The organism is Klebsiella sp. 2019SCSN059 (assembly GCF_021739525.1).
Taxonomy (GTDB): Bacteria; Pseudomonadota; Gammaproteobacteria; order Enterobacterales; family Enterobacteriaceae; genus Klebsiella; species Klebsiella quasipneumoniae.
The window spans coordinates 495,158-515,885 of record NZ_JAKKOM010000001.1 but is presented as its reverse complement, the minus strand read 5'-3'; the positions used below and the strand labels follow the sequence as shown (position 1 = coordinate 515,885).

Annotated in this window: 19 protein-coding genes and 1 pseudogene; 5 read left to right on the top strand and 15 right to left on the bottom strand. The window is 60.3% G+C overall.

The window, feature by feature from the left end; translation table 11 throughout:
* Positions 1 to 9: 9 nt before the first annotated feature.
* The 8 genes and pseudogenes from L2I46_RS02650 to dapF form a co-directional block, all read right to left on the bottom strand.
* On the bottom strand, positions 10 to 789 hold the full coding sequence (locus L2I46_RS02650) for an amino acid ABC transporter ATP-binding protein (protein ID WP_032453069.1): 780 nt from the start codon (positions 787 to 789) through the stop codon (positions 10 to 12).
* Positions 773 to 1,699, bottom strand: a complete 927-nt coding sequence (locus tag L2I46_RS02645; protein WP_023289874.1) for an amino acid ABC transporter permease — start codon at positions 1,697 to 1,699, stop codon at positions 773 to 775. The genes L2I46_RS02650 and L2I46_RS02645 overlap by 17 nt, the downstream gene beginning before the upstream one ends.
* Positions 1,700 to 1,708: 9 nt before the next feature.
* The gene (locus tag L2I46_RS02640) at positions 1,709 to 2,218 is read right to left on the bottom strand and encodes a GNAT family N-acetyltransferase (protein WP_236947520.1); all 510 of its coding nucleotides are present in this window, start codon (positions 2,216 to 2,218) and stop codon (positions 1,709 to 1,711) included.
* Between the two features lie 11 nt (positions 2,219 to 2,229).
* Positions 2,230 to 4,493, bottom strand: a pseudogene (locus tag L2I46_RS02635) (NtaA/DmoA family FMN-dependent monooxygenase).
* Positions 4,494 to 4,516: 23 nt separating this feature from the next.
* A complete protein-coding gene (locus tag L2I46_RS02630) occupies positions 4,517 to 5,638 on the bottom strand; it encodes a M20 peptidase aminoacylase family protein (RefSeq protein ID WP_085551063.1) in 1,122 nt (373 codons plus the stop codon).
* Complete coding sequence (locus tag L2I46_RS02625) at positions 5,628 to 6,635, bottom strand: MsnO8 family LLM class oxidoreductase (RefSeq protein WP_023289878.1); 1,008 nt, start codon at positions 6,633 to 6,635, stop codon at positions 5,628 to 5,630. The genes L2I46_RS02630 and L2I46_RS02625 overlap by 11 nt, the downstream gene beginning before the upstream one ends.
* A gap of 91 nt (positions 6,636 to 6,726) precedes the next feature.
* Entirely contained in the window at positions 6,727 to 7,278 is a 552-nt protein-coding gene (locus L2I46_RS02620; RefSeq protein WP_044523492.1) for a (d)CMP kinase, read from the bottom strand.
* 126 nt (positions 7,279 to 7,404) lie between these two features.
* Entirely contained in the window at positions 7,405 to 8,271 is an 867-nt protein-coding gene (dapF, locus tag L2I46_RS02615) for a diaminopimelate epimerase (RefSeq protein ID WP_032453077.1), read from the bottom strand.
* Between the two features lie 592 nt (positions 8,272 to 8,863).
* Between dapF and ansP the strand changes: the two genes are divergently transcribed.
* Positions 8,864 to 10,318 (top strand): L-asparagine permease, encoded by a 1,455-nt coding sequence (gene ansP / locus L2I46_RS02610; RefSeq protein WP_023289881.1) that lies wholly within the window; start codon positions 8,864 to 8,866, stop codon positions 10,316 to 10,318.
* A 50-nt stretch (positions 10,319 to 10,368) separates the two neighbouring features.
* On the opposite strand, the gene L2I46_RS02605 is transcribed toward ansP, so the two are convergent.
* Both L2I46_RS02605 and yncE read right to left on the bottom strand, forming a co-directional pair.
* Positions 10,369 to 10,590, bottom strand: coding sequence for a YgdI/YgdR family lipoprotein (locus L2I46_RS02605; protein ID WP_002906779.1), 222 nt, complete (start codon positions 10,588 to 10,590; stop codon positions 10,369 to 10,371).
* 147 nt (positions 10,591 to 10,737) lie between these two features.
* Positions 10,738 to 11,799: a 7-bladed beta-propeller protein YncE gene (yncE, locus tag L2I46_RS02600; protein WP_032453078.1), complete on the bottom strand. Its 1,062-nt coding sequence runs from the start codon at positions 11,797 to 11,799 to the stop codon at positions 10,738 to 10,740.
* Positions 11,800 to 12,056: 257 nt separating this feature from the next.
* On the opposite strand from yncE, the gene pqqU reads away from it, so the two are divergent.
* Positions 12,057 to 14,162: a TonB-dependent receptor PqqU gene (gene pqqU / locus L2I46_RS02595; protein ID WP_236947519.1), complete on the top strand. Its 2,106-nt coding sequence runs from the start codon at positions 12,057 to 12,059 to the stop codon at positions 14,160 to 14,162.
* Between the two features lie 68 nt (positions 14,163 to 14,230).
* Here pqqU and L2I46_RS02590 read toward each other — a convergent pair whose 3' ends face one another.
* Complete coding sequence (locus L2I46_RS02590) at positions 14,231 to 14,530, bottom strand: DUF406 domain-containing protein (protein WP_020481014.1); 300 nt, start codon at positions 14,528 to 14,530, stop codon at positions 14,231 to 14,233.
* Positions 14,531 to 14,807: 277 nt separating this feature from the next.
* On the opposite strand from L2I46_RS02590, the gene rihA reads away from it, so the two are divergent.
* On the top strand, positions 14,808 to 15,743 hold the full coding sequence (rihA, locus tag L2I46_RS02585) for a pyrimidine-specific ribonucleoside hydrolase RihA (RefSeq protein WP_023289884.1): 936 nt from the start codon (positions 14,808 to 14,810) through the stop codon (positions 15,741 to 15,743).
* A gap of 62 nt (positions 15,744 to 15,805) precedes the next feature.
* Here the strand turns inward: rihA and L2I46_RS02580 are convergent, their stop codons facing one another.
* Together L2I46_RS02580 and L2I46_RS02575 are read right to left on the bottom strand one after the other, a co-directional pair.
* Complete coding sequence (locus tag L2I46_RS02580; protein WP_044523497.1) at positions 15,806 to 16,843, bottom strand: NADP-dependent oxidoreductase; 1,038 nt, start codon at positions 16,841 to 16,843, stop codon at positions 15,806 to 15,808.
* 65 nt (positions 16,844 to 16,908) lie between these two features.
* A complete protein-coding gene (locus tag L2I46_RS02575) occupies positions 16,909 to 17,490 on the bottom strand; it encodes a helix-turn-helix domain-containing protein (protein ID WP_023289886.1) in 582 nt (193 codons plus the stop codon).
* Positions 17,491 to 17,651: 161 nt separating this feature from the next.
* Between L2I46_RS02575 and L2I46_RS02570 the strand changes: the two genes are divergently transcribed.
* Together L2I46_RS02570 and L2I46_RS02565 are read left to right on the top strand one after the other, a co-directional pair.
* Positions 17,652 to 18,170, top strand: a complete 519-nt coding sequence (locus tag L2I46_RS02570) for a GNAT family N-acetyltransferase (RefSeq protein WP_023289887.1) — start codon at positions 17,652 to 17,654, stop codon at positions 18,168 to 18,170.
* Positions 18,167 to 18,616, top strand: a complete 450-nt coding sequence (locus L2I46_RS02565) for a DMT family transporter (protein ID WP_023289888.1) — start codon at positions 18,167 to 18,169, stop codon at positions 18,614 to 18,616. The genes L2I46_RS02570 and L2I46_RS02565 overlap by 4 nt, the downstream gene beginning before the upstream one ends.
* Positions 18,617 to 18,624: 8 nt before the next feature.
* On the opposite strand, the gene L2I46_RS02560 is transcribed toward L2I46_RS02565, so the two are convergent.
* Both L2I46_RS02560 and L2I46_RS02555 read right to left on the bottom strand, forming a co-directional pair.
* A complete protein-coding gene (locus tag L2I46_RS02560; protein WP_023289889.1) occupies positions 18,625 to 18,858 on the bottom strand; it encodes a YdcY family protein in 234 nt (77 codons plus the stop codon).
* Between the two features lie 16 nt (positions 18,859 to 18,874).
* Positions 18,875 to 20,473 carry an ABC transporter substrate-binding protein gene (locus tag L2I46_RS02555; RefSeq protein WP_272909651.1) on the bottom strand — a complete coding sequence of 533 codons (1,599 nt, stop codon included), beginning with the start codon at positions 20,471 to 20,473 and terminating at the stop codon, positions 18,875 to 18,877.
* Between the last annotated feature and the right edge of the window lie 255 nt (positions 20,474 to 20,728).

The window sequence follows — 20,728 nt, the reverse complement described above, 5'->3', positions numbered from 1 at the left end:
TCGCTCTGTTCATGACGGCAGCACCCTGGATAAAAACTGCCGGGTACGCGGATGCTGCGGATGGTTGAGCACCTCGTCGCTGCTGCCCTGCTCGACGATCCTGCCGTCGACCATAAACACCACCTGGTCGGCCACCTCGCGGGCAAAGCCAACCTCGTGGGTGACCACCACCAGCGTGGTGCCAGAGCGCGCCAGCTTCTTGATCACATCCAGCACCTCGCCCACCAGCTCCGGATCCAGCGCCGAGGTGGGCTCATCAAACAGGATCACCCGCGGGTCCAGCGCCAGCGCCCGGGCTATGGCGATACGCTGCTGCTGGCCGCCGGAGAGATGCCGCGACCAGGCGTCGGCTTTATTGCGCAGTCCGACGACGTCCAGCAGCTCCCAGGCACGGGCAATGGCTTCTTTGCGCGTGACCTGCCTGTGGGCGATCGGCGCCTCTATCAGGTTCTCCAGCACCGTCAGGTGTGGAAACAGGTTAAAGTTCTGGAACACGTAGCCGACGTTGATCCGCTGGCGGAGGATCTCCTTCTCTTTCATCTCATACAGCTTGTCGCCTTTGCGGCGATAGCCAATGTAGTCGCCATCAATCTGAATAAACCCCTCATCGACGCGCTCAAGGTGATTAATGGTGCGCAGCAGCGTGGACTTGCCCGAACCGGAAGGGCCGAGGATCACCGTCACCGTGCCCGGAGGTATCTCCAGCGACACATCGTCCAGCGCCTTGTGGCGGCCATAGTATTTGCTGACCCCGGTGATAGAGATATGGCCATTACGAGAGCTGGGCATGGACGGCCTCCTGGGGCTGTGGTTGACGTGCGGGTTGATTCAGACGGCTGCCGCGGGCGCTGTTCACCGCCGAGCGGCGCTCACTGCGCGCCAGGCCACGTTCCACCAGGTACTGAATGGCGGAGAGGACGCTGGTGATCACCAGATACCAGGCGGCGCCGACCATCAACAGCGGGATCACCTCCTGGGTACGGTTGTAGATCATCTGGATGGTGTAGAACAGCTCCGGCATCGCCAGGACGTACACCATCGCCGTTCCTTTCGCCAGACTGATGATCTCATTGAAACCGGATGGCAGGATGGTGCGCAGCGCCTGCGGCAGAATAATGCGCAGCGTGCGTCGCCAGGCGGGTAGCCCCAGCGCGGCGGCGGCTTCATACTGCCCGTGGTCAACGCCGAGGAAGCCGCCGCGAATAATCTCCGCGGTATAGGCGCTCTGCACCAGGGTCAGGCCCACCACCGCCGTGGAGAATTGCCCCAGCACGTTTATCGTCTGGTAGCTGGCCCAGGTGACGCCGGTAAACGGGATCCCCAGCGACAGGGTGTCGTAGAGATAGGAGAAGTTGTAGAGAATGATCAGCACGACAATCAGCGGCAGCGAGCGAAACAGCCAGATATAGCCCCAGGCGAGGCTGCTGAGCAGCCACGATGAGGACAAGCGGGCCAGCGCCAGCAGGCCGCCGAAGATCACGCTCAGCACCGTGCCGAGCAGGGTCAGAAGCAGGGTTTGCCCCAGCCCTTCGAGGATCACCGGGTCGAAGAACCAGCGGGCGAAGACGCCCCACTCCCAGCGCGGGTTAAAGGCCACCGACTGGATCACCACCGCCAGCACCAGCAGGGCCACCAGGGCCCCGACTACCCGCAGCGGATAGCGCGCCGGCACCACTTTGATCGTTTCAGACGAATGCATCATGCCTCCTCAGGCGCTGTGGCTGAAGGCGCTCACCGCCAGCGCTTTAGTGAACCGCAGTCGGCCATCGTAGGGCGGCTGACTGTACTCTTCGGGGTCTCGCGCGAGGTCGAACTGCGCCTCATACCCCTGGCTGAGATAGAGCTTGACCGCCTCCGGCTGACGAAAGCCGGTGGTCAGGTAGATATGGCTGTACCCGGCCAGCACCGCCCGCCGCTCCAGCTCCTGAACCACTTTCGCCGCCAGCCCCTGCTGGCGCAGACGGCGGTGCGTCCAGATACGTTTGATCTCTGCGGTGTGGCGATCCTTCGGCTTATAAGCGCCGGTGGCGATAATTTCGCCCTCACGCTCAAGGACGATAAACAGCCCCTGCGGCGGCAAATACCACTCGCTCAACTCCACTTCCGCATCGCGGGAAAAATAGTCACCGTAGCGGGCGGCGTATTCGGCAAACAGCCCGCTAATAATCGGCTTCAGCTCCGGTGCGTCCGGAGAAATATCGCGGAATGCTTCGCTCATCGCGCCTCCTGTCAGTCGCCCAGTCCGGGCGGGTTGATCTCCGATTGCGGAATGCTTTCCACTCCCTCTCCCCAGCGGTTAAGCACGTTGGCATAGTCCCCGCTGGCGATAGCGCCGTTCAGCGCCGCCTGGACGGCATTCACCAGCCCGCTGTCTTTTTTCAGCGTCACCGCGATATGCGCCGCTTTCGGCCAGCCACCGTCAACGCTGCCCACCAGTTTGGTTTTGCCGGTCAGCGCCGCCTTCCACGCGCCAATCACATTGGGGCCGAAAAAGGCATCGGCTCGTCCGGTCTGCAGCGCCAGAGTCTGGGCGGCATCATCCTTGGTGTAGACCGGGGTAAACGGCTTCAGCCCTTTTTTGACGTTCTCCGCGTTCCACGCCAGCAGGATCGCCTCCTGGTTGGTACCGGAGCCGACGATAATCTTCAGCCCGGCGATGTCTTCCGCCTTGTCAATCTTGCTCAGCGGACTGCTGCTTTTGACGTAGAAGCCCAGCGAGTCTTTGCGGTAGGTGGCGAAATCGAACTTCTCTTTCCGCGCTTTGGTGACCGTAATATTGCTGATCGCGGCATCATATTTGCCGGAGGTGACCCCTAGCGGCCAGTCTTCCCAGGAGGTGGGAACCACGTTCACCTCCAGCCCGAGACTCTCCGCCACCAGCCGGGCGATATCCGCCTCGCTGCCGAGCAGGGTTTTGTTGTCATCGGCGAAGACCGTCAGCGGCGGTGAGTTCAGGGCCGCCACCGCGACGGTAAATTTCCCCGGCACCGCCAGATGCAGATCTTTCGGCAACAGGGCAATGGCCTGCGGGTTTTTCGCTGTGTGAATGGGCGTTTTGTTGGCCTCAAGGCTTACCCCGGTGCCATTGATCTTGACGTCCTGTGCCCACGACGAGGCGCTAAATGCCAACGCGACGGCCAGCAAGAGTGTTGTTTTCTGCATAGCATGATTCTCTTTTCTTATTTTTGGAATTGATTAGCGGGTAGCGCCAGGCCCAGACTTTCCCGCAGGGTGGCGCCCGGATAGTCGCGACGGAACAGGCCGCGCGCCTGTAACAGAGGCACCACCTCATCCACAAAGCGCGGAAAGGTTTCCGGCGTGCCGCCCTGAATAATGAAGCCGTCCGCCGCGCGCTGTTCGAACCACAGTTGCAGCCCGTCGGCGACATCGCTGGCGGTGCCGGTAAAGCGCGGACGCGGGCTCGCTGCCTCCAGGGCCACCTGGCGCAGGGTTAATCCGCGCTCGTGGGCGTGACGTTTAATCTCGTCGGTGGTACTGCGGAAGCTGTTTTGCCCGAGGTCGCCAATATCCGGGAACGGTTCATCGAGCGGATACTGCGAAAAATCATGGTGTTCGAAATACCGCCCCAGATAGTTCAGCGCATCCTCGATGGAGACCAGCGCCGCGGTGGTCTGGTACTGGCGCTCCGCGTCTTCGGCGTCATCGCCGACAATGACGCTGACGCCCTGGAAAATATGCAGCTGATCCGGGGTGCGCTGCCAGGCCGCCAGCTGGCTTTTCACGTCCTGATAAAATGCCTGCGCCTCGGCCAGCGATTCCTGATGGGTAAAAATGGCATCGGCGTGGCGTGCGGCTAATTTTTTGCCGTCGTCCGACGCGCCAGCCTGGAAAATAATCGGTCGTCCCTGCGGCGTGCGGGCAATATTCAGCGGTCCGGCCACTTTAAAGAAATCGCCGTGATGATCGAGCGTATGCAGCTTATTTTTGTCAAAGAACTGACCGGTCGCTTTATTGCGCAAAAAGGCATCCTCTTCCCACGAATCCCACAAGCCTTTCACCACCTGCAGATATTCATCGGCAATGCGATAGCGCAGCGCATGATCCGGATGCTGGGCCCGGGAGAAGTTTTTCGCTGATCCTTCCAGCGGCGAAGTGACCACGTTCCAGCCCGCCCGCCCCTGGCTTAAATGGTCGAGGCTGGCGAACTGGCGGGCGGTGGTAAACGGCTCGCTGTACGAAGTGGATAAGGTCCCCACCAGCCCCAGCCGCCGGGTGACCGCGGCCAGCGCGGAAAGCACCGTTAAAGGTTCGAAGCGATTTAAAAAATGGGGAATCGATTTTTCATTAATATATAAACCGTCGGCGACAAAAATAAAATCCAGTTTTCCCGCTTCCGCTTTTAACGCCGTCTCTGTAACAAAATCAAAATTAATACTGGCGTCCGCCTGCGCCGCCGGATGACGCCAGGCGGACATATTTCCCGATGCGCCATGTAATATCGTCCCCAGACGCAATTGTCGATTTTCAGACATAGCTACCCTTCCCCTGTCATCCATTAAATGTGTTGTAATGCCTGCTCCGCCAGACGGGCGAAATAGTGCGCTGCGGGTGCAATAAGCCGTTCGTCCGGATTAAATGCCGGATGGTGCAGACCATATTCGCTGGCGCTGCCGATACTGACGAACGCCCCGGGAATATGCTGAAGATAGACCGCAAAATCTTCACCACCGAGATGCAGATCGGCGTGGTGGGTGCGGTACCCGGCCTGGGCCGCTACCTCGCTGGCGAAGTCGGCCCAGCGGGCGTCATTGACCAGCGCCGTCGGGCCGGCATACCAGAAGACGTCAATCTGCGCGCCAAAGGCGCTGGCGAAACCGGCCGCAATCTCGCTGACCCGGGCCTTGACCCGCTGCTGCACTTCACTGCTGTGGGTGCGCAACGTCCCCTCCAGCTCGACGCTCTCCGGCAGCACGTTCCAGGTATTGCCTCCCTGGATCCGCGTCACGCTGAGCACCACCGAGTCGAGGGTGTTCACTTCCCGGCTGGCCACGCTCTGCAGCACCGTCACCAGCTGGCTGGCCAGCAGGATCGCATCCTTGCCTTCGTGGGGGCGGGCGGCATGCGCGCCCTTCCCGGTCACTTTGAAGACGAAGCGGTCGACGTTGGCGTAGAACGCGCCGCCGCGGGTGGCAAATTCACCCACCGGCAGGCCGGGCTCATTGTGCATGCCAAAGATCGCCGACACCTCCTCCAGCGCCCCGGCGCGGATCAGGGTTTTCGCCCCGCCAAAATTTTCTTCCGCCGGCTGGAACAGGATCCGCACCCGCCCCGGGAGCTCCGCTTCCCGATCCTTCAGCAGCAGCGCCGCTCCCAGCATTACGCTGGTGTGAATATCGTGCCCGCAGGCATGCATCACCCCTTGATTCTGCGAGCGGTAAGGCAAACCGGTCGCCTCCTCGATGGGCAACGCGTCGATATCCGCCCGCAGGGCTATCACCTTGTCGCCGCTGCCGACTTCGGCCACCAGCCCGGTTTTCAGATCGAAGGGCAGCAGGGTCAGCCCGCCGCTTTGCAGCCAGTCGCGGATCCGCGCAGTGGTGGCCACCTCCTGCAGGGAGAGCTCCGGGTTCTGGTGCAGCTCGCGCCGCCAGCTAATCAGTTGTTGTTCAAAGGACATTCAGCACCGCCTTGCCGTAGTGAGCCTGCGCCAGCAGGCGCAGGGAACGCAGGCGCGCAGGCCCGTCGCTAATGGGGGTATCAATGATGAGTTCATCCAGCTGATCTTCCGCCTGCAGCGCGTCCAGCCGGGCTTTCACCTCTTCGGGGGTACCCGATATCAGCGAAGATTCGCGGCGGGCGATACGGGTGGGACGGCTACCGGCCTGGCGGGCAAAGGCAACGGCCTGCGCCTCACTGCCGACGGTCACCCGCTGGCCGTTCTCCAGCTCAACGCCCCACGCCTCCACCTGCTGCGCCAGCGCGGCGGCGGTAGCGGGATCGTCGGCGACCACCACCTGCACGGCGACAATCGCCTCGCGCGGGCTCAGCTCGCGCCAGCGGTTGAGCACTGTACGGCGCAGCGCGCTGTCGCCATTGAGATGGGCGGCAAAGACAAAGTTCCAGTCAAGGCGGGCCGCCAGTTCAGCACTCTCCAGACTGGCGCCGAGCAGAAAACCGTCTGCCCGGCGCGGCGGGATCGGCGTGGCGCGCAGGCTCTCTTCCCCTCCGGGCTCAGTCAGCGACAGCCAGTTATCCAGCTGCGCCAGCTGGTCGGCAAAGGCGCCTTTCTCTTCCTGATGCAGGCCCTGCTGCAGGGCGCGGGTGGAGAGCGGCAGGCCGCCAGGCGCCTTGCCGACCCCGAGATCGATGCGGCCCGGCGCGAGGGCGGCCAGCAGGTTGAAGTTTTCCGCAACCTTATAGGGGCTATAGTGCTGGAGCATGACGCCGCCGGACCCGAGGCGGATCCGCCGGGTGTGGCCCAGCAGCCAGGCGATAACCAGCTCCGGCGAGGGGCTCGCCAGCTGATCGGTATTGTGGTGTTCGGCGACCCAGAAGCGGTGATAGCCCCAGGCTTCGGCGTGTTGCGCCAGCGTTAATGTACGCGCCAGCGCCTGCGCGGCGGTTTCCCCGGCGGCAAGCGGACTTTTATCCAGGATACTGATTCGATAAGACATTTCGCAGGCTCATATGAAAGTACGTGCCTGCATTATTAAAATCTCTGCTAACTATTGAGAAACAATTAATTCACATGTGTACTGCTGAAAATTAGATATGCCCGCCTGACCGCTGCGCTTCCAGCTCGCGGAGCAGCGCCTCGGCCTGCCGAGGACTGCGTAGCCGGACGAAGCGAATATGACGATATTGCGGATCCTGCATATCGGCCAGATAGCGTCGGCGATTCTGCCGCCAGGTTTTCAGCGTCCAGAGGATGATGGATTCCCGGCTGCAGAACGAACGGCGGAAACTCTCGCGGTTGCCGGTGCCCGGCCACAGCTCCTGACGTCGCCACGCCCGGCTCGCGGCCCGCCACACCGCCTGGCGCAGCGTGCGCCAGAGGCCATAATCCAGCCAGATCACCAGATCCACCTCGCGCCATTTGACCCCGCGGCTGCGATTGTAGTTGCCATCCAATACCCAGCCCGGGGTGGCCGTCGCGGCGGCAATGGCGGCGAAAAACGCCTCATCCGGCGCACCCTGCCAGTTCGGCCGCCAGTACAGGCGATCCAGTTCGATGCACGGCAGCCCCAGCCTGTGCGCCAGGCGACGAGCCAGGGTGGATTTGCCTGAGCCGCTGGTGCCGACCACGTTGATGTTCATCTCTGTTTCTCCCTGGTAGCCATTTCCGTTGTTTGTCGCCTTTGCCCGGATGGGAAAAGGCAGTATGTACAGCCGCTTACGACAGCAAGCAAAAGGCAAAAAATTTCCGGCTGATCGCCCCACCTGTCATCCCGCGCCAGTGGAGATAGCGCCGCCGCCGACAAAGCAGTCGTTATCCAGCGTCAGGCTGGCAATCTTATGCACCGGGCCTCGCATACAGACCTGAAAATCCGCGCCGAAGGTGATGCGCAGCTGGCCGCCTGGCATGTTGACCTCCACCCGATCGTCCACCTTCCCTAACCGGCGCATGGCGCTGGCCGCCGCGCAGCTGCTGCTCCCGGAGGCCATCGTAAACCCGGCGCCCCGCTCCCAGATACCAATCTTCAGCGTATGGCGATCGACAACTTCCACGAACTGCACATTGCAGCGTTTGGGGAACAAGGGATGATGTTCAATTTGCGGCCCTAAGCGATGAACCTGTTCCAGGTCGAGCTTATCCACGAGGACAACGCAGTGGGGATTGCCCATAGAGACCAGCACGACGGACAGGGTTTCATCCGCCAGCGGCAAGGGATAATTCACCGCCTCGGGCAAATTCACCAGGGCGGGTAACGCCGCCGGATTGAAATTCGCCCGCCCCATGTCGACGCTAATCTGATGAAAATCACGCTCCACGGTGCAATAGACGTCTCCGCCCGCCGTGTGCACTAAAAAGGGCTCATGCCCGACACGACCGATATCAAACAGATAGCGCGCATAGATCCGTAGCCCATTCCCGCTTTTCTCCGCCTCGGAGCCGTCCGGATTGATAATACGCAGCGTGGGGTGGGTTCGATCGCCGCTGTCGATCAGGAGACCATCAGAACCGACGCCATAGTGGCGATGGCACAGAATTCGAATATGCGCGTTGCTCAGCTGGTCGGCAACGGCGCGATGGCATACCAGGTAATCATTACCCAGTCCGTGATATTTATGAAAGTGCAAGGGGGTCATTGTGTAGGTCGCCTGGCGCTACGGGTATGTTTTTCCATCTTACAATACCTGCCCCGGCAGAATGAATTAAACAATAAGGGTTAACCGCTCTGTTCATTCTGCTCCCCTGCAGGCATCACGCTTCCTCCGCCTGCGCGGCGCCGTGACCGACGCGGAAGCCATTTATGCTGGAATAACCGGATATTAACATCAAAACCACTGATGATAATGGCTAAAAAATGGTCGTGGATGACCGGTTAAACGCCGGGCTGCGACCCGGCGAGCAGGTGGCCATCGCCCGTGGATAACGGATGCAAAAGCAGCGAACTGCGCCTCCGCCGTCCCCTGACAACCTCGCGCTTACCCCAGTCGACGCCAGCATACCAGCGCTTTCATTCTGTTGCGGGAAACTCTGCGACGCTGATCTCATTGATAAATCTGTCAAATGCTATCGGTAAATGTTTTAGGTGCGTAACTATTAGGTTACGTGTAGGATTCAGCGCCATGTCTGAGCTTATCTCCTACGTCAGAATGATGAGAAAGCCAGCATAATGTGCCAGCCGTCCTCCACGCCGGCTGCAAACATGGGCATTGACAGGAAACTGATACATCAATGAATACGAAACACGACACTGCAGCGGAGCACCATGCTGCAAAACGCCACTGGCTCAACTCACATGAAGCGGGTTATCACAAAGCGATGGGCAACCGTCAGGTACAGATGATCGCCATCGGCGGCGCCATCGGTACCGGTTTGTTCCTCGGCGCCGGGGCACGTTTACAAATGGCAGGGCCAGCGCTCGCACTGGTCTATCTGGTCTGCGGCATCTTCTCTTTCTTTATTCTTCGCGCCCTCGGCGAACTGGTTCTCCACCGCCCCTCGAGCGGCAGCTTCGTCTCCTATGCCAGGGAATTCCTCGGCGAAAAGGCCGCCTACGTGGCCGGCTGGATGTACTTCGTTAACTGGGCAATGACCGGGATCGTCGATATCACCGCCGTGGCGCTGTATATGCACTACTGGGGCGCGTTTGGCGATGTGCCGCAGTGGGTCTTCGCCCTCGGCGCGCTGGCCATCGTCGGCACCATGAACATGATCGGCGTGAAGTGGTTCGCCGAGATGGAGTTCTGGTTCGCGCTGGTCAAAGTGCTGGCGATCGTCGCGTTTCTCGTGGTCGGCACCATTTTCCTCGGCTCCGGTAAGCCGCTGGACGGTAATGCCACCGGCTTCCACCTGATCACCGATAACGGCGGCTTCTTCCCGCACGGCCTTCTGCCGGCGCTGGTGCTGGTGCAGGGCGTGGTCTTCGCCTTCGCCTCCATTGAACTGGTGGGCACCGCGGCCGGTGAGTGTAAGGATCCGGAGACGATGGTGCCGAAGGCCATCAACAGCGTGATCTGGCGTATCGGCCTGTTCTACGTCGGATCGGTGGTGCTGCTGGTGCTGCTGCTGCCGTGGAACGCCTACCAGGCGGGACAGAGCCCGTTCGTTACCTTCTTCTCAAAACTGGGCGTACCGTATATCGGCAGCGTGATGAACATCGTGGTGTTAACCGCCGCCCTCTCCAGCCTCAACTCCGGCCTCTACAGCACCGGGCGTATTCTGCGCTCCATGTCGATGGGGGGCTCCGCGCCGAAGTTCATGTCGAAGATGAGCCGTCACCACGTCCCTTACGCCGGGATCCTGGCGACGCTGGCGGTGTACGTGGTCGGGGTGTTCCTCAACTATCTGGTGCCGTCGCAGGTGTTTGAGATCGTCCTCAACATCGCTTCGCTGGGGATCATTGCGTCCTGGGGCTTCATCGTGGTGTGTCAGATGCGTCTGCGCAAAGCGATTAAGGAAGGAAAAGCGGCTCAGGTGAGCTTCAGAATGCCAGGGGCGCCGTTCACCTCCTGGCTGACGCTGCTGTTCCTGTTTAGCGTACTGGTGCTGATGGCCTTCGATTATCCGAACGGCACCTATACCATTGGCTCCATCCCGTTGCTGGCGGTGCTGCTGGTGGCGGGCTGGTTTGGCGTGCGTAAGCGCGTGCATGCGATTCACAGCACAGCGCCGACGCTCAAGCAATAAATGGCAGGACTCCCGGTTTGTCCATCGCGGGCAAACCGGGAGGTCAGGACTTAGTTATCCTCAACCAGCTGCGACACGTCGCTGCTGTTAATTTCCCGCTTATTACCAGACTCATCGATATAGCTGGTCATCCCCGTTTCTTTATCCAGCTGCGGCTTGCCGTGGGTGACGATCGTCTGTCCGCTTTTGGTGGTCATAACGTAGTTGGACGAACAGCCGGCCAGCAGCGCCAGCATCGCGCCGGCGCAAATCACCATGAATGGTTTTTTCATTTTATCTCCACTGATTACCACTGCCCGCGCGAGGCGGGAAAGCGTTAAGTGTATAACCTTCAGGTTTATCAGGCCAATACGCGTTTGTAACAGAGGGTGAGATGCCGGGCGCAACCACCGGTGACGATGGTCGTCGCGCCCGGGAGCTTACAGGGCGATGCGGATCACATCGTCCGGCGCCGTGGCCTCTTTCTCACGGCTGGATGCTTGTTTCACGCTGACGTACAGCGTTTTGCCGTCATCAGAGAGCGCCAGGCTGTTGGGATGGGTCGGCGTTTTAAAGGTCTTCACCACCTTATAGCTCTTGCCGTCGATAACGCTCACTTCCCCCGCCTTACGGTGCGTCACATAGGCTTCGTTGCGGGTGGGGTTAAACAGCACCGCCAGCGATTCCGGCGCGGTGATTTTCTCCAGCACTTTGCCGTCGCGGGTATCGACCACCAGCACTTCCGGCTGCTTGCTGTCGGTAATAAAGGCGCGGTGGCCGGCGGTATCGAGGCTCAGGTTAAGGTAGAAATGCGCCTTGCCGTCATCCAGCAATTTTTTGCGCGACACAATGGTGTTGCTCTCGCTGTCGATGGTCAGCAGTTCGCCGTCGGCATTGGTGGTATAAAGGCGTTTCGCCTGCGGATCGATCGCCAGGCCGGTGGCCATCGCCCCGGTGCCGGTAATCGTCGTTTTCAGCTTCAGGGTAGCGCCATCCACCACCCAAATCACGCTCTCTTTGCCCAGACCGGTAATGTAGATAGTGTTGGTCTGCTCATTGACCGCCAGCTCGCGCGGCTGCAGCGGGCGCACGGTTTCACTGCGCTGACGCTCGTCCAGCACCAGTCGGCCCTTCACTGCGCCGGTTTTGGCGTCAATGGCGGTGACGGTGCTGTCGACGGTATTACCAAACCACAGCGTACCGGTGGCATGGTTGATAGCGGCGCCAAACGGCTTCAGATCGTTGTGAATAATCTGCGTCACGTCGAGGGTGGTGGGGTCAAGACGATAAACAATCCCCCCTTTGTCCAGCGAACGACTTTGCGAAGTGGCGACCCACAGCGCGTTCTCCTGCTGGCTGTAGGCCATTTCGTAGGCCCCTTTCCCGACGGCCTTGCGCAGCATCTCTTCCGCGGCGTGGGCGCTAAAGCTGCCTGCCAGCAGCAGAGAAGTGAATAACAGTGAATGGCGCAGACGCGGCGCGGCAAACTGACGTAATGACATGACGACTCCCTTTGATGAACCTGTATGTGCTGACCCGACATCGCTTCCGGCGGCAAAGTCATGGCTCTGCCTTATTTTGAATGCGAATAGTAATCATTAATCATCTCAAAGTGGAGCGCTAATTGTTGTTGCCCGGTAAATTCGTCAGCCTGGAGCACTATCCGTTAACCAACGGCAGTTAATAATTTTCAAATATTTTACAAACGGGGTAACATATATACATATGGTCCATTTGGTTCGTCTCCCGAGTACTATCGATGAAAATCCTATCCGTGCGACACGCGGCCCTGCCGGCCCTGCTGCTGCCGCTCATCGCCGCCGCCCAGGCCGCCGATGAACAAACCATGGTGGTGACCGCTGCGCCAACCACTGTTTCTGAACTGGATACCCCCGCCGCCGTCAGCGTGGTCAATGGCGATGAGATGCGCCAGGCCGCGCCGCGCGTCAACCTCTCTGAATCGCTGGGCGCCGTGCCGGGCCTGCAGGTGCAGAACCGACAAAACTATGCCCAGGATCTGCAGCTGTCGATTCGCGGCTTTGGCTCCCGCTCTACCTACGGCGTGCGCGGGCTGCGCATCTATGTGGACGGCATCCCGGCGACCATGCCCGACGGCCAGGGGCAGACCTCCAATATCGATATCGGTAGCGTCGACACCCTGGAGGTGCTGCGCGGCCCCTTCTCTGCCCTCTACGGTAACTCGTCCGGCGGGGTGATCAATGTCACCAGCCAGACCGGCACCCAGCCGCCCACCGTGGAAGCCAGCAGTTACTATGGCAGCTTCGGCACCTGGCACTATGGGATGAAAGCCACCGGCGCCGTTGGCGACGGCAGCCACGCAGGCGATGTGGATTACACGGTGTCGACTAACCGCTTCACCACCCATGGCTATCGCGATCACAGCGGCGCGCGCAAAAATCTGGCCAACGCCCGGCTGGGGGTGCGCATCAACGACGTCAGTAAGCTGACGCTGCTGCTGAACAGCGTTGATATCAAAGCCAATGACGCCGGCGGCTTAACCGCCGATGAATGGCGCGATAACCCGCGCCAGTCGCCGCGCGGCGACCAGTATAATACCCGCAAGGATACCCGGCAGACCCAGGCTGGCCTGCGCTACGAGCGCCAGCTGAGCGCCCAGGACGATCTCAGCGTCATGATGTACGCCGGGGAACGCGAAACCACCCAGTACCAGTCGATCCCGCGCGCGCCGCAGCTGAAGCCGAGCCATGCCGGCGGGGTGATCGACCTCACCCGCCACTACCAGGGGATCGATACCCGGCTGACCCATCGCGGCGAGCTGCTGGTGCCGGTCACCCTGACCGCTGGTCTTGACTACGAGAACATGAGCGAGCGCCGCAAGGGCTATGAAAACTTTGTGATGGTCAACGGCGCGCCGCAGTATGGCGAACAGGGCGCGCTACGCCGTAACGAACGTAACCTGATGTGGAACGTCGACCCTTACCTGCAAACCCAGTGGCAGCTCATCGACAAACTTTCGCTCGATGCCGGGGTGCGCTACAGCTCGGTATGGTTCGACTCGAATGATTACTACATCACCCCAGGCAATGGCGACGACAGCGGCGATGCCAGCTATCACAAATGGCTGCCCGCAGGCTCGCTGAAGTATGCCCTGACCGACGCCTGGAACGTTTACCTCTCCGCTGGCCGCGGCTTCGAGACGCCGACCATTAACGAGCTGTCATACCGCGCCGATAACCAGAGCGGTCTCAACTTCGGCCTGAAGCCCTCCACCAACGACACGGTGGAGATCGGCAGCAAGACGCGGATCGGCAATGGGTTGCTCACCGCCGCCCTGTTCCAGACCGATACCGATAATGAGATCGTGGTCGACAGCAGCAGCGGCGGGCGCACCAGCTATAAAAACGCCGGCAAGACCCGTCGTCAGGGGATGGAGCTGGGACTGGATCAGCAGTTTGGCGAGAGCTGGCGCCTGAAGGCGGCCTGGACATGGCTTGATGCGACCTATCGCACCAACGTCTGCGGCGACGCCAGCTGCAAGGGCAACCGTATTCCGGGGATCGCGCGCAATATGGGTTACGCCTCCTTCGGCTATCAGCCGGAGCAGGGCTGGTACGCCGGGAGCGATATTCGCTACATGAGCGACATCATGGCGAATGACGAAAACACCGCCAAAGCCCCTTCCTGGACGGTGGTCGGCCTGACGACCGGCTATAAGTGGAGCTATGGCAGGATGGATATGGATCTGTTCGGCCGGGTCGACAACCTGTTCGACCGCGAATACGTCGGGTCCGTCATCGTTAACGAGTCCAACGGACGCTACTACGAGCCCGCGCCGGGACGCAACTACGGTATCGGGCTGAACCTCGCCTGGCGCTTCGAGTAACGCCCGGCTTCGCCCGCGGACCGGCGGGCGAAGGCGTTACCCTCAGGCGCTGGCGCCCGGGACGCTGATTAAAGCAGGTTTCTCAGGGACAATTCGAAAATGATCTTTTCCGCCTGGCAGGAGAAGGCGATGGACAGATCGAGTTTCACCTCGTCGCCGGCGGCGGCGAGCGTGTAGTCAACCTGCGGTGGTTCACTGGCCGGCGCCGCCGCGGCGGCACGCTCGCGAACGGCGGCTACGGTTGACTCCGCTTCCTCGCGGCTCGGGAATAATTTCTCAGCCCGGTAGACGCAGTCCTCGTTATCAATAATTGTCCCGACATCAATGGCGCAGCCTTTGGTGCTGCATTTATCTACTACATCTTTCATCGTCATAACCTCTTGAGTTTTCTTAAGGATAAGAATCCGCTCGCCGAAAAGCAAACCATTAATATCCGTAAGGATTAGCGATTTTTATTCTATCGCGTCGCGCCGGACGCTAGCTTGCGCCACCGCAAGGCGAGGCATGATGATGCAGGACCGCCGCGACTCACCGCGCGATTACCCCTGCAACCGTGCTAGCCATCACACTATTCTGCACACTTTCTCGTCTGCCTCGCGCCTCAGCGTTAGTCTGGTCACAGAACAACGCCAACAAGGAGCTGCTATGGCACTGCCGATAATGATTGATTGCGATCCGGGACATGATGACGCGATCGCCCTGGTCCTCGCCCTCGCCTCGCCGGAGCTGGAGGTGAAAGCCGTCACCGCCTCCGCAGGCAACCAGACCCCGGAGAAGACTCTGCGCAACGTGCTGCGTATGCTGACCCTGCTGAACCGCGCGGATATTCCGGTCGCCGGCGGCGCGTGGAAGCCGTTAATGCGCGATCTGATCATTGCCGATAACGTGCACGGGGAAAGCGGACTGGATGGCCCGAACCTGCCGGAGCCGGCCTTTGCGCCGCAAAACTGCACCGCCGTCGAGCTGATGGCCAGGGTGCTGCGCGAAAGTCAGGAGCCGGTGACGCTGGTAGCCACCGGGCCGCAGACGAACGTGGCGTTGCTGCTCGCCAGCCATCCGGAGCTGCACGCGAAGATCGCCCGCATCGTGATCATGGGTGGCGCTATGGGGCTGGGCAACTGGCAGCCGGCGGCGGAGTTTAATATCTACGTCGATCCGCAGGCGGCGGAGATGGTCTTTCAGTCGGGGATCCCGGTGGTGATGGCAGGCCTGGATGTCACCCACCGGGCGCAGATCCTTCCTGCGGATATTGAGCGATTCCGCCAGATTGGCAATCCGGTATCGACCATCGTCGCCGAACTGCTCGACTTCTTTATGGCCTACCATAAGGACGAAAAGTGGGGCTTCGACGGCGCGCCGCTGCACGACCCCTGCACCATCGCCTGGCTCCTCAAGCCGGAGCTCTTTACCACTATCGAGCGCTGGGTCGGCGTGGAAACGGAAGGCAAATATACCCAGGGGATGACGGTGGTCGATTACTACCATCTGACCGGCAATCCGCCCAATACCACCCTGATGCTGGATGTGGACCGCGAAGCCTTTGTCGATCTGCTCGCCCAGCGGTTAGCCTTTTACGCCTGATATTCATGCAGCGCCTCTCTTCCCGGCCGGGAGAGAGGCGCGTTCAGGCTATACCCGGCGTATTAGTCATCCGCCGACACGCGGATCACCACCTTACCAAAGTTTTCACCTTTCAACAGGCCGATCAGAGCCTGCGGCGCCTGCTCCAGACCGTCGATCAGCTGTTCGCGATATTTAATTTTACCCTCCTGCACCCAGCGCCCCATCTGCTGCTGGAATTCCGCGATCCGATGCCCATAATCCTGGCCGATAATAAAGCCCTGCATCCGAATGCGTTTCTTGAGGATGGTCGCCATCAGCAGCGGCAGACGGTCCGGCCCGTCCGGCAGACCGGTGGCGTTATAGCCGCTCACCAGCCCGCAGACCGGAACCCGCGCCGCGGTGTTGAGCAGCGGCAGCACCGCGTCAAAAACCTTGCCGCCGACGTTTTCGTAGTAGACGTCAATGCCCTGCGGGCAGGCCTGGGCCAGCTGTTCGGCAAAGTCCGCCGCGCGATGGTCAAGGCAGACATCAAAGCCTAAGGTGTCAACCGCATAGCGACATTTCTCCGCGCCGCCGGCGACGCCGACGGTACGGCAGCCCTTAATTTTGCCGATCTGTCCGACCGTAGCGCCCACCGGCCCGGTGGCCGCAGCGACCACCAGCGTGTCACCCGGCTTCGGCTGGCCAATGTCCAGTAATCCCATGTAGGCGGTGAAGCCCGGCATCCCCAGCACCCCCAGCGACCAGGACGGGTGCTGCGGGTTGTCCCCCAGCTTCACCAGCCCGCTGCCGTCGGAAAGCTCATAATCCTGCCAGCCGCTGTAGCCCAGCACCCAGTCGCCGGGTTGAAAATCATCATGCTGCGAGGTCACGACGCGACTCACGGTCCCTCCCACCATCACCGCGCCGATGGCCACCGGCGGTGAATAGGACGGCGCGTCGCTCATCCGCCCGCGCATATAGGGATCCAGCGATAAATAAACGGTACGCAGCAGAACCTGACCCGGCCCCGGGGTGGGCACCTCGCGCTCTTCCAGGCGGAAATGCTCTGCCGTCGGTTCACCATGGGGACGGGAAGCCAGTACCCAGCGGCGATGGCGTTGCGGTTGTTCTGACATAGCAAACTCCTCTTGTTAGCAGACAGTACTGAGGCTAGCTGCTTTATGCGCAATGCGCTTTATCATTAAGAGCCGGATGGCGATTGATTAAGGCGCACCACCAGATAGACGCAGGTCTCTGCGGATTCATTGATAAAGCGGCAGTCGTTCGGTGGGCCGAGCTCCAGACAGTCCCCGGTCTGCATCTCGTGGCGGGTATTCCCTTCCAGGAACACCAGCTCGCCCCGCTGCAGCCAGATCAGCTGGCGTGCCAGCGCATAGGACGAAGCCGGCATCGGCACATCGCTGCCGGGCGGCAGCTCGATCTGCACCAGGTCAATGGGCAGATCGCTGCGCGGCGAAACGTGGCGGCGGAGATAGTGGCTTTGCGGGTCGTGCCATACCGGCTGGCTGGCAAAACGCAGCAGCTTGCCTTCCTGCATTTCCGCCCTGGCGATCAGGGTCGACATACTGATGCCGAAGGCGCCGGAAAGGCGGCCCAGCATCGACGCCGTCGGGCTGCTTTCGCCGCGCTCGATTTTATGGATCATCGCCCGCGAGGCGCCCGCCCGTTCGGCCAGGTCGTTCAGCGACCAGCCACGGGATTCGCGCTCGATGCGGATGCGCGCGCTGATACGCTGATTGAGGTTGTCTTCTATAGTATTCATAACGTAACACTATAGTGTGCGCACAGGCATTACACAACCGCCCGTCGTGCCGCGTAACCCCTGGCCCATCAGGAAAAAATTTGCTGAAAACGGATGACAGCGTAGCGTTCATTATTGTAATAATATCGTACTACTATAGTGTACGAAAACTGAGGTTTGCTATGTCCATCCGCCCTGCCATTAAAGACGATTGCGCGGCGATCGCCGAGATCTATAACCACGCCGTCGTGCATACCGCCGCTATCTGGAATGACAAAACCGTGGATACCGACAACCGCATCGCATGGTTTGAAGCCCGCCAGCTGGCAGGCTTTCCGGTGCTGGTGAGCGAGGAAAACGGCGTCATCACCGGCTATTCCTCCTTTGGCGACTGGCGCGCGTTTGACGGCTTTCGCCACACCGTGGAGCATTCGGTGTACGTTCACCCCGAGCACCAGGGGAAAGGCCTGGGCCGCAAACTTCTGGTCGCCTTGATCGCCGAAGCGCGTCGGCTGAATAAACATGTGATGGTCGCCGGGATCGAGTCGCAGAACCACGCCTCGCTGCACCTGCATGAAACGCTGGGCTTTATCACCACCGGGCAGATGCCGCAGGTGGGAACCAAATTTGGTCGCTGGCTGGATCTGACCTTTATGCAGCTGCAGCTTGATGCGCGCCAGGACCCGGACGGCCAGGCATGAATGGGTCGCTTACCCTCGCCTTTCTGGTGGCCGCCGGCGTAGGCCTGGTGGTGCAGAACACCCTGATGGTGCGCATCACCCAGTCGGTGTCGACGATCCTCATCGCCATGCTGCTCAATTCGCTGGTAGGTATCGTTATTTTCGTGACCTTGTTGCTGCTGCGCCAGGGTGTCGCCGGCTTTCATGAGCTGGCCCTGAACGTGAAGTGGTGGACGCTGATCCCCGGCATGCTGGGATCCTTTTTCGTCTTCGCCAGCATCAGCGGCTATCAGACCGTGGGCGCAGCCACCACCATCGCGGTACTGGTGGCCAGCCAACTGGTCGGCGGGTTGATCATGGATTTAATTCGCGCCCACGGCGTACCGCTGCGGGCGCTAATCGGGCCATTATGCGGCGCGGTGATGCTGGTGGTGGGCGCCTGGCTGGTGGCCAGACGCCAGTTCTGAGCGCCTGTTCAGAGGATCGCGCCGCCTTTGGTCAACTGCTCGCGGCGCGCGTCCTGCTCTTCCTGATGCTGTCGCCCATGGTGAGCGATGGCGGTGCGCAGGCGCTGCTGTTGAGTATAGCGTTCCTCACGACTGAGCTGCGCGTCATCGCTCAGGGCGATCAGCAGCTCATTCATATGCGCGATAACGCCCTCGGCAAGGATGTCATCGACTTTAACGATGACCTCATCCAGATGTGCCATTCTGTTCTCCTTTCACTTAATTCAGCTTCGCTTTGGAAAAATCGCTCCCCATCATGCTCACAGTGTAGCCGCTGACGTTGCTGCGGGTGGCATAGAAGGTCTTGCCGGTCGCCAGGGTGATCCACGGCGCCTGCTGGTAAAGGATCTCTTGCGCCTGTTCGTAGAGTTTGGCGCGCGCCTGCGGATCGCTCACCAGCAGAGCTTTCTTCACCAGCGCGTCATACGACTTATCGCACCAGCGGGCGGCATTAGAGCCGGTCTGGATATTATCACAGCTGAGCAGCGTGCCGGCAAAGTTGTCCGGGTCGCCATTGTCTGACATCCAGCCGTACAGGGCGCTGTCGTGTTCGCCTTTACGCATGCCGGCCAGGTATTCGCCCCACTCATAGCTGACGATCTTCGCTTTCACCCCGACTTTCGCCCAGTCGTTTTGGATCATTTCAGCAATGCGTTTTGAGTTCGGGTTGTAGGGCCGCTGAACCGGCATCGACCACAGGGTCACTTCCGCCCCTTGCTCCAGACCCGCCTGTTTTAGCAGCGCCTTCGCTTTCTGCGGATCGTAGTCGTAGTCCGGGAGGTCTTTTTTATACCCGAGCATGGTGGATGGGATCGGCGACTTCGCCACCGTACCGGAATCGAGGAACACCGCCCTGACGATGGCCTGTTTGTCGGTGGCGTAGTTTAACGCCTGGCGCACCAGCACATTATCAAACGGTTTTTTCTCGGTGTTGAACGCCAGATAGCCGACGTTCAGCGCCTCGACGGCGTGCAGCGTCAGATCGTTATTGCCCTTGATCACCGGGAACTGTACCGGCGAAGGCGCCGGAATAATCTGGCACTCGTTAGTCTGCAGTTTAGCCAGTCGGGTCTCGACGTTCGGCGTGATGGAGAAGATCAGGTGCTTCGTCGGCACCTCGCCTTCCCAGTAGTGGGGATTGGCGATATAGCGGATTTGCGAATCCACTTTATACTGCTGCAGAGCATAGGGTCCGGTGCCGACAGGCCAGTTATCGACGTTTTCTGGCGTTCCTTTCTTCAGCATCGCCTCGCCATATTCCGCCGACAGAATAGAGGCGAAGTCCATTCCCCAGTCGGCAAGAAACGCCGCGTTCGGCTGATTGAGCACAAACTGGACGTGATAGTCATCGACCTTTTTAACCGACTTAATCAGCTTATCGAGGCCCACGTCGTGGAAGTACTCATAGTTCCCCTGCGACACCTTGTGATAAGGATGCTGAGGATCCATCTGGCGCAGTACCGAAAACAGGACGTCGTCGGCGTTAAAATCGCGGGTCGGTTTGAAGAATTTATTGCTGTTGAACTTCACCCCCTGACGCAGCGTGAAGGTCCAGGTTTTGCCATCTTCAGAGACGTGCCACTCGGTGGCCAGCGACGGGATCGGCGTGTTCTTCACCGGGTCAAAGGTGACCAGGCGGTTATACAGCACCTGCGAGCTGGCGACGAACGACGGGCCGGAGCTGGCGATCTGCGGGTTGAAGGACTCCGGGGAGGCCTCTGAGCAATAGACCAGCGTGTCATTGCCCGCGGCCCATGCGGCGCTGGCCGGCAGCAGCGCGCTCAGCAGCAGCGCCAGCGTGGTTTTCCCTGTAGACATGGTTATAAGTCCTGATTATTGATTATAAGAACCGTAATAACAGCACAGCCCCTGGCCCCCGGCAAATAATCAATGGCTATCACCTTATGCCAATCGCGCTGAATTTGCTGGTTTAATCGGCGTCGCGCTGCTTTTTGCGCCAGGTACGGTTGGGATGTTGTGAGCTACGCACAATTCCGGCAAAAAAATGTGCGATAACCGCCCCGCTCACGCTCGCCGCCAGCCGCGACCGGTACACTGGAGGAACCGCAGAAT

Excerpts from the sequence above, each read along its gene's own strand:
- L2I46_RS02570 (WP_023289887.1), top strand. The coding sequence starts at position 17,652 with ATGTCCATCCGCCCTGCCATTAAAGACGATTGCGCGGCGATCGCCGAG.
- L2I46_RS02560 (WP_023289889.1), bottom strand. The coding sequence starts at position 18,858 with ATGGCACATCTGGATGAGGTCATCGTTAAAGTCGATGACATCCTTGCC.
- L2I46_RS02555 (WP_272909651.1), bottom strand. The coding sequence starts at position 20,473 with ATGTCTACAGGGAAAACCACGCTGGCGCTGCTGCTGAGCGCGCTGCTG.
- L2I46_RS02575 (WP_023289886.1), bottom strand. The coding sequence starts at position 17,490 with ATGAATACTATAGAAGACAACCTCAATCAGCGTATCAGCGCGCGCATC.
- L2I46_RS02630 (WP_085551063.1), bottom strand. The coding sequence starts at position 5,638 with ATGTCCTTTGAACAACAACTGATTAGCTGGCGGCGCGAGCTGCACCAG.
- L2I46_RS02605 (WP_002906779.1), bottom strand. The coding sequence starts at position 10,590 with ATGAAAAAACCATTCATGGTGATTTGCGCCGGCGCGATGCTGGCGCTG.
- L2I46_RS02645 (WP_023289874.1), bottom strand. The coding sequence starts at position 1,699 with ATGCATTCGTCTGAAACGATCAAAGTGGTGCCGGCGCGCTATCCGCTG.
- L2I46_RS02580 (WP_044523497.1), bottom strand. The coding sequence starts at position 16,843 with ATGTCAGAACAACCGCAACGCCATCGCCGCTGGGTACTGGCTTCCCGT.
- L2I46_RS02625 (WP_023289878.1), bottom strand. The coding sequence starts at position 6,635 with ATGTCTTATCGAATCAGTATCCTGGATAAAAGTCCGCTTGCCGCCGGG.
- L2I46_RS02590 (WP_020481014.1), bottom strand. The coding sequence starts at position 14,530 with ATGAAAGATGTAGTAGATAAATGCAGCACCAAAGGCTGCGCCATTGAT.
- L2I46_RS02650 (WP_032453069.1), bottom strand. The coding sequence starts at position 789 with ATGCCCAGCTCTCGTAATGGCCATATCTCTATCACCGGGGTCAGCAAA.
- L2I46_RS02565 (WP_023289888.1), top strand. The coding sequence starts at position 18,167 with ATGAATGGGTCGCTTACCCTCGCCTTTCTGGTGGCCGCCGGCGTAGGC.
- rihA (WP_023289884.1), top strand. The coding sequence starts at position 14,808 with ATGGCACTGCCGATAATGATTGATTGCGATCCGGGACATGATGACGCG.
- L2I46_RS02640 (WP_236947520.1), bottom strand. The coding sequence starts at position 2,218 with ATGAGCGAAGCATTCCGCGATATTTCTCCGGACGCACCGGAGCTGAAG.
- yncE (WP_032453078.1), bottom strand. The coding sequence starts at position 11,799 with ATGTCATTACGTCAGTTTGCCGCGCCGCGTCTGCGCCATTCACTGTTA.
- pqqU (WP_236947519.1), top strand. The coding sequence starts at position 12,057 with ATGAAAATCCTATCCGTGCGACACGCGGCCCTGCCGGCCCTGCTGCTG.
- ansP (WP_023289881.1), top strand. The coding sequence starts at position 8,864 with ATGAATACGAAACACGACACTGCAGCGGAGCACCATGCTGCAAAACGC.
- dapF (WP_032453077.1), bottom strand. The coding sequence starts at position 8,271 with ATGACCCCCTTGCACTTTCATAAATATCACGGACTGGGTAATGATTAC.
- L2I46_RS02620 (WP_044523492.1), bottom strand. The coding sequence starts at position 7,278 with ATGAACATCAACGTGGTCGGCACCAGCGGCTCAGGCAAATCCACCCTG.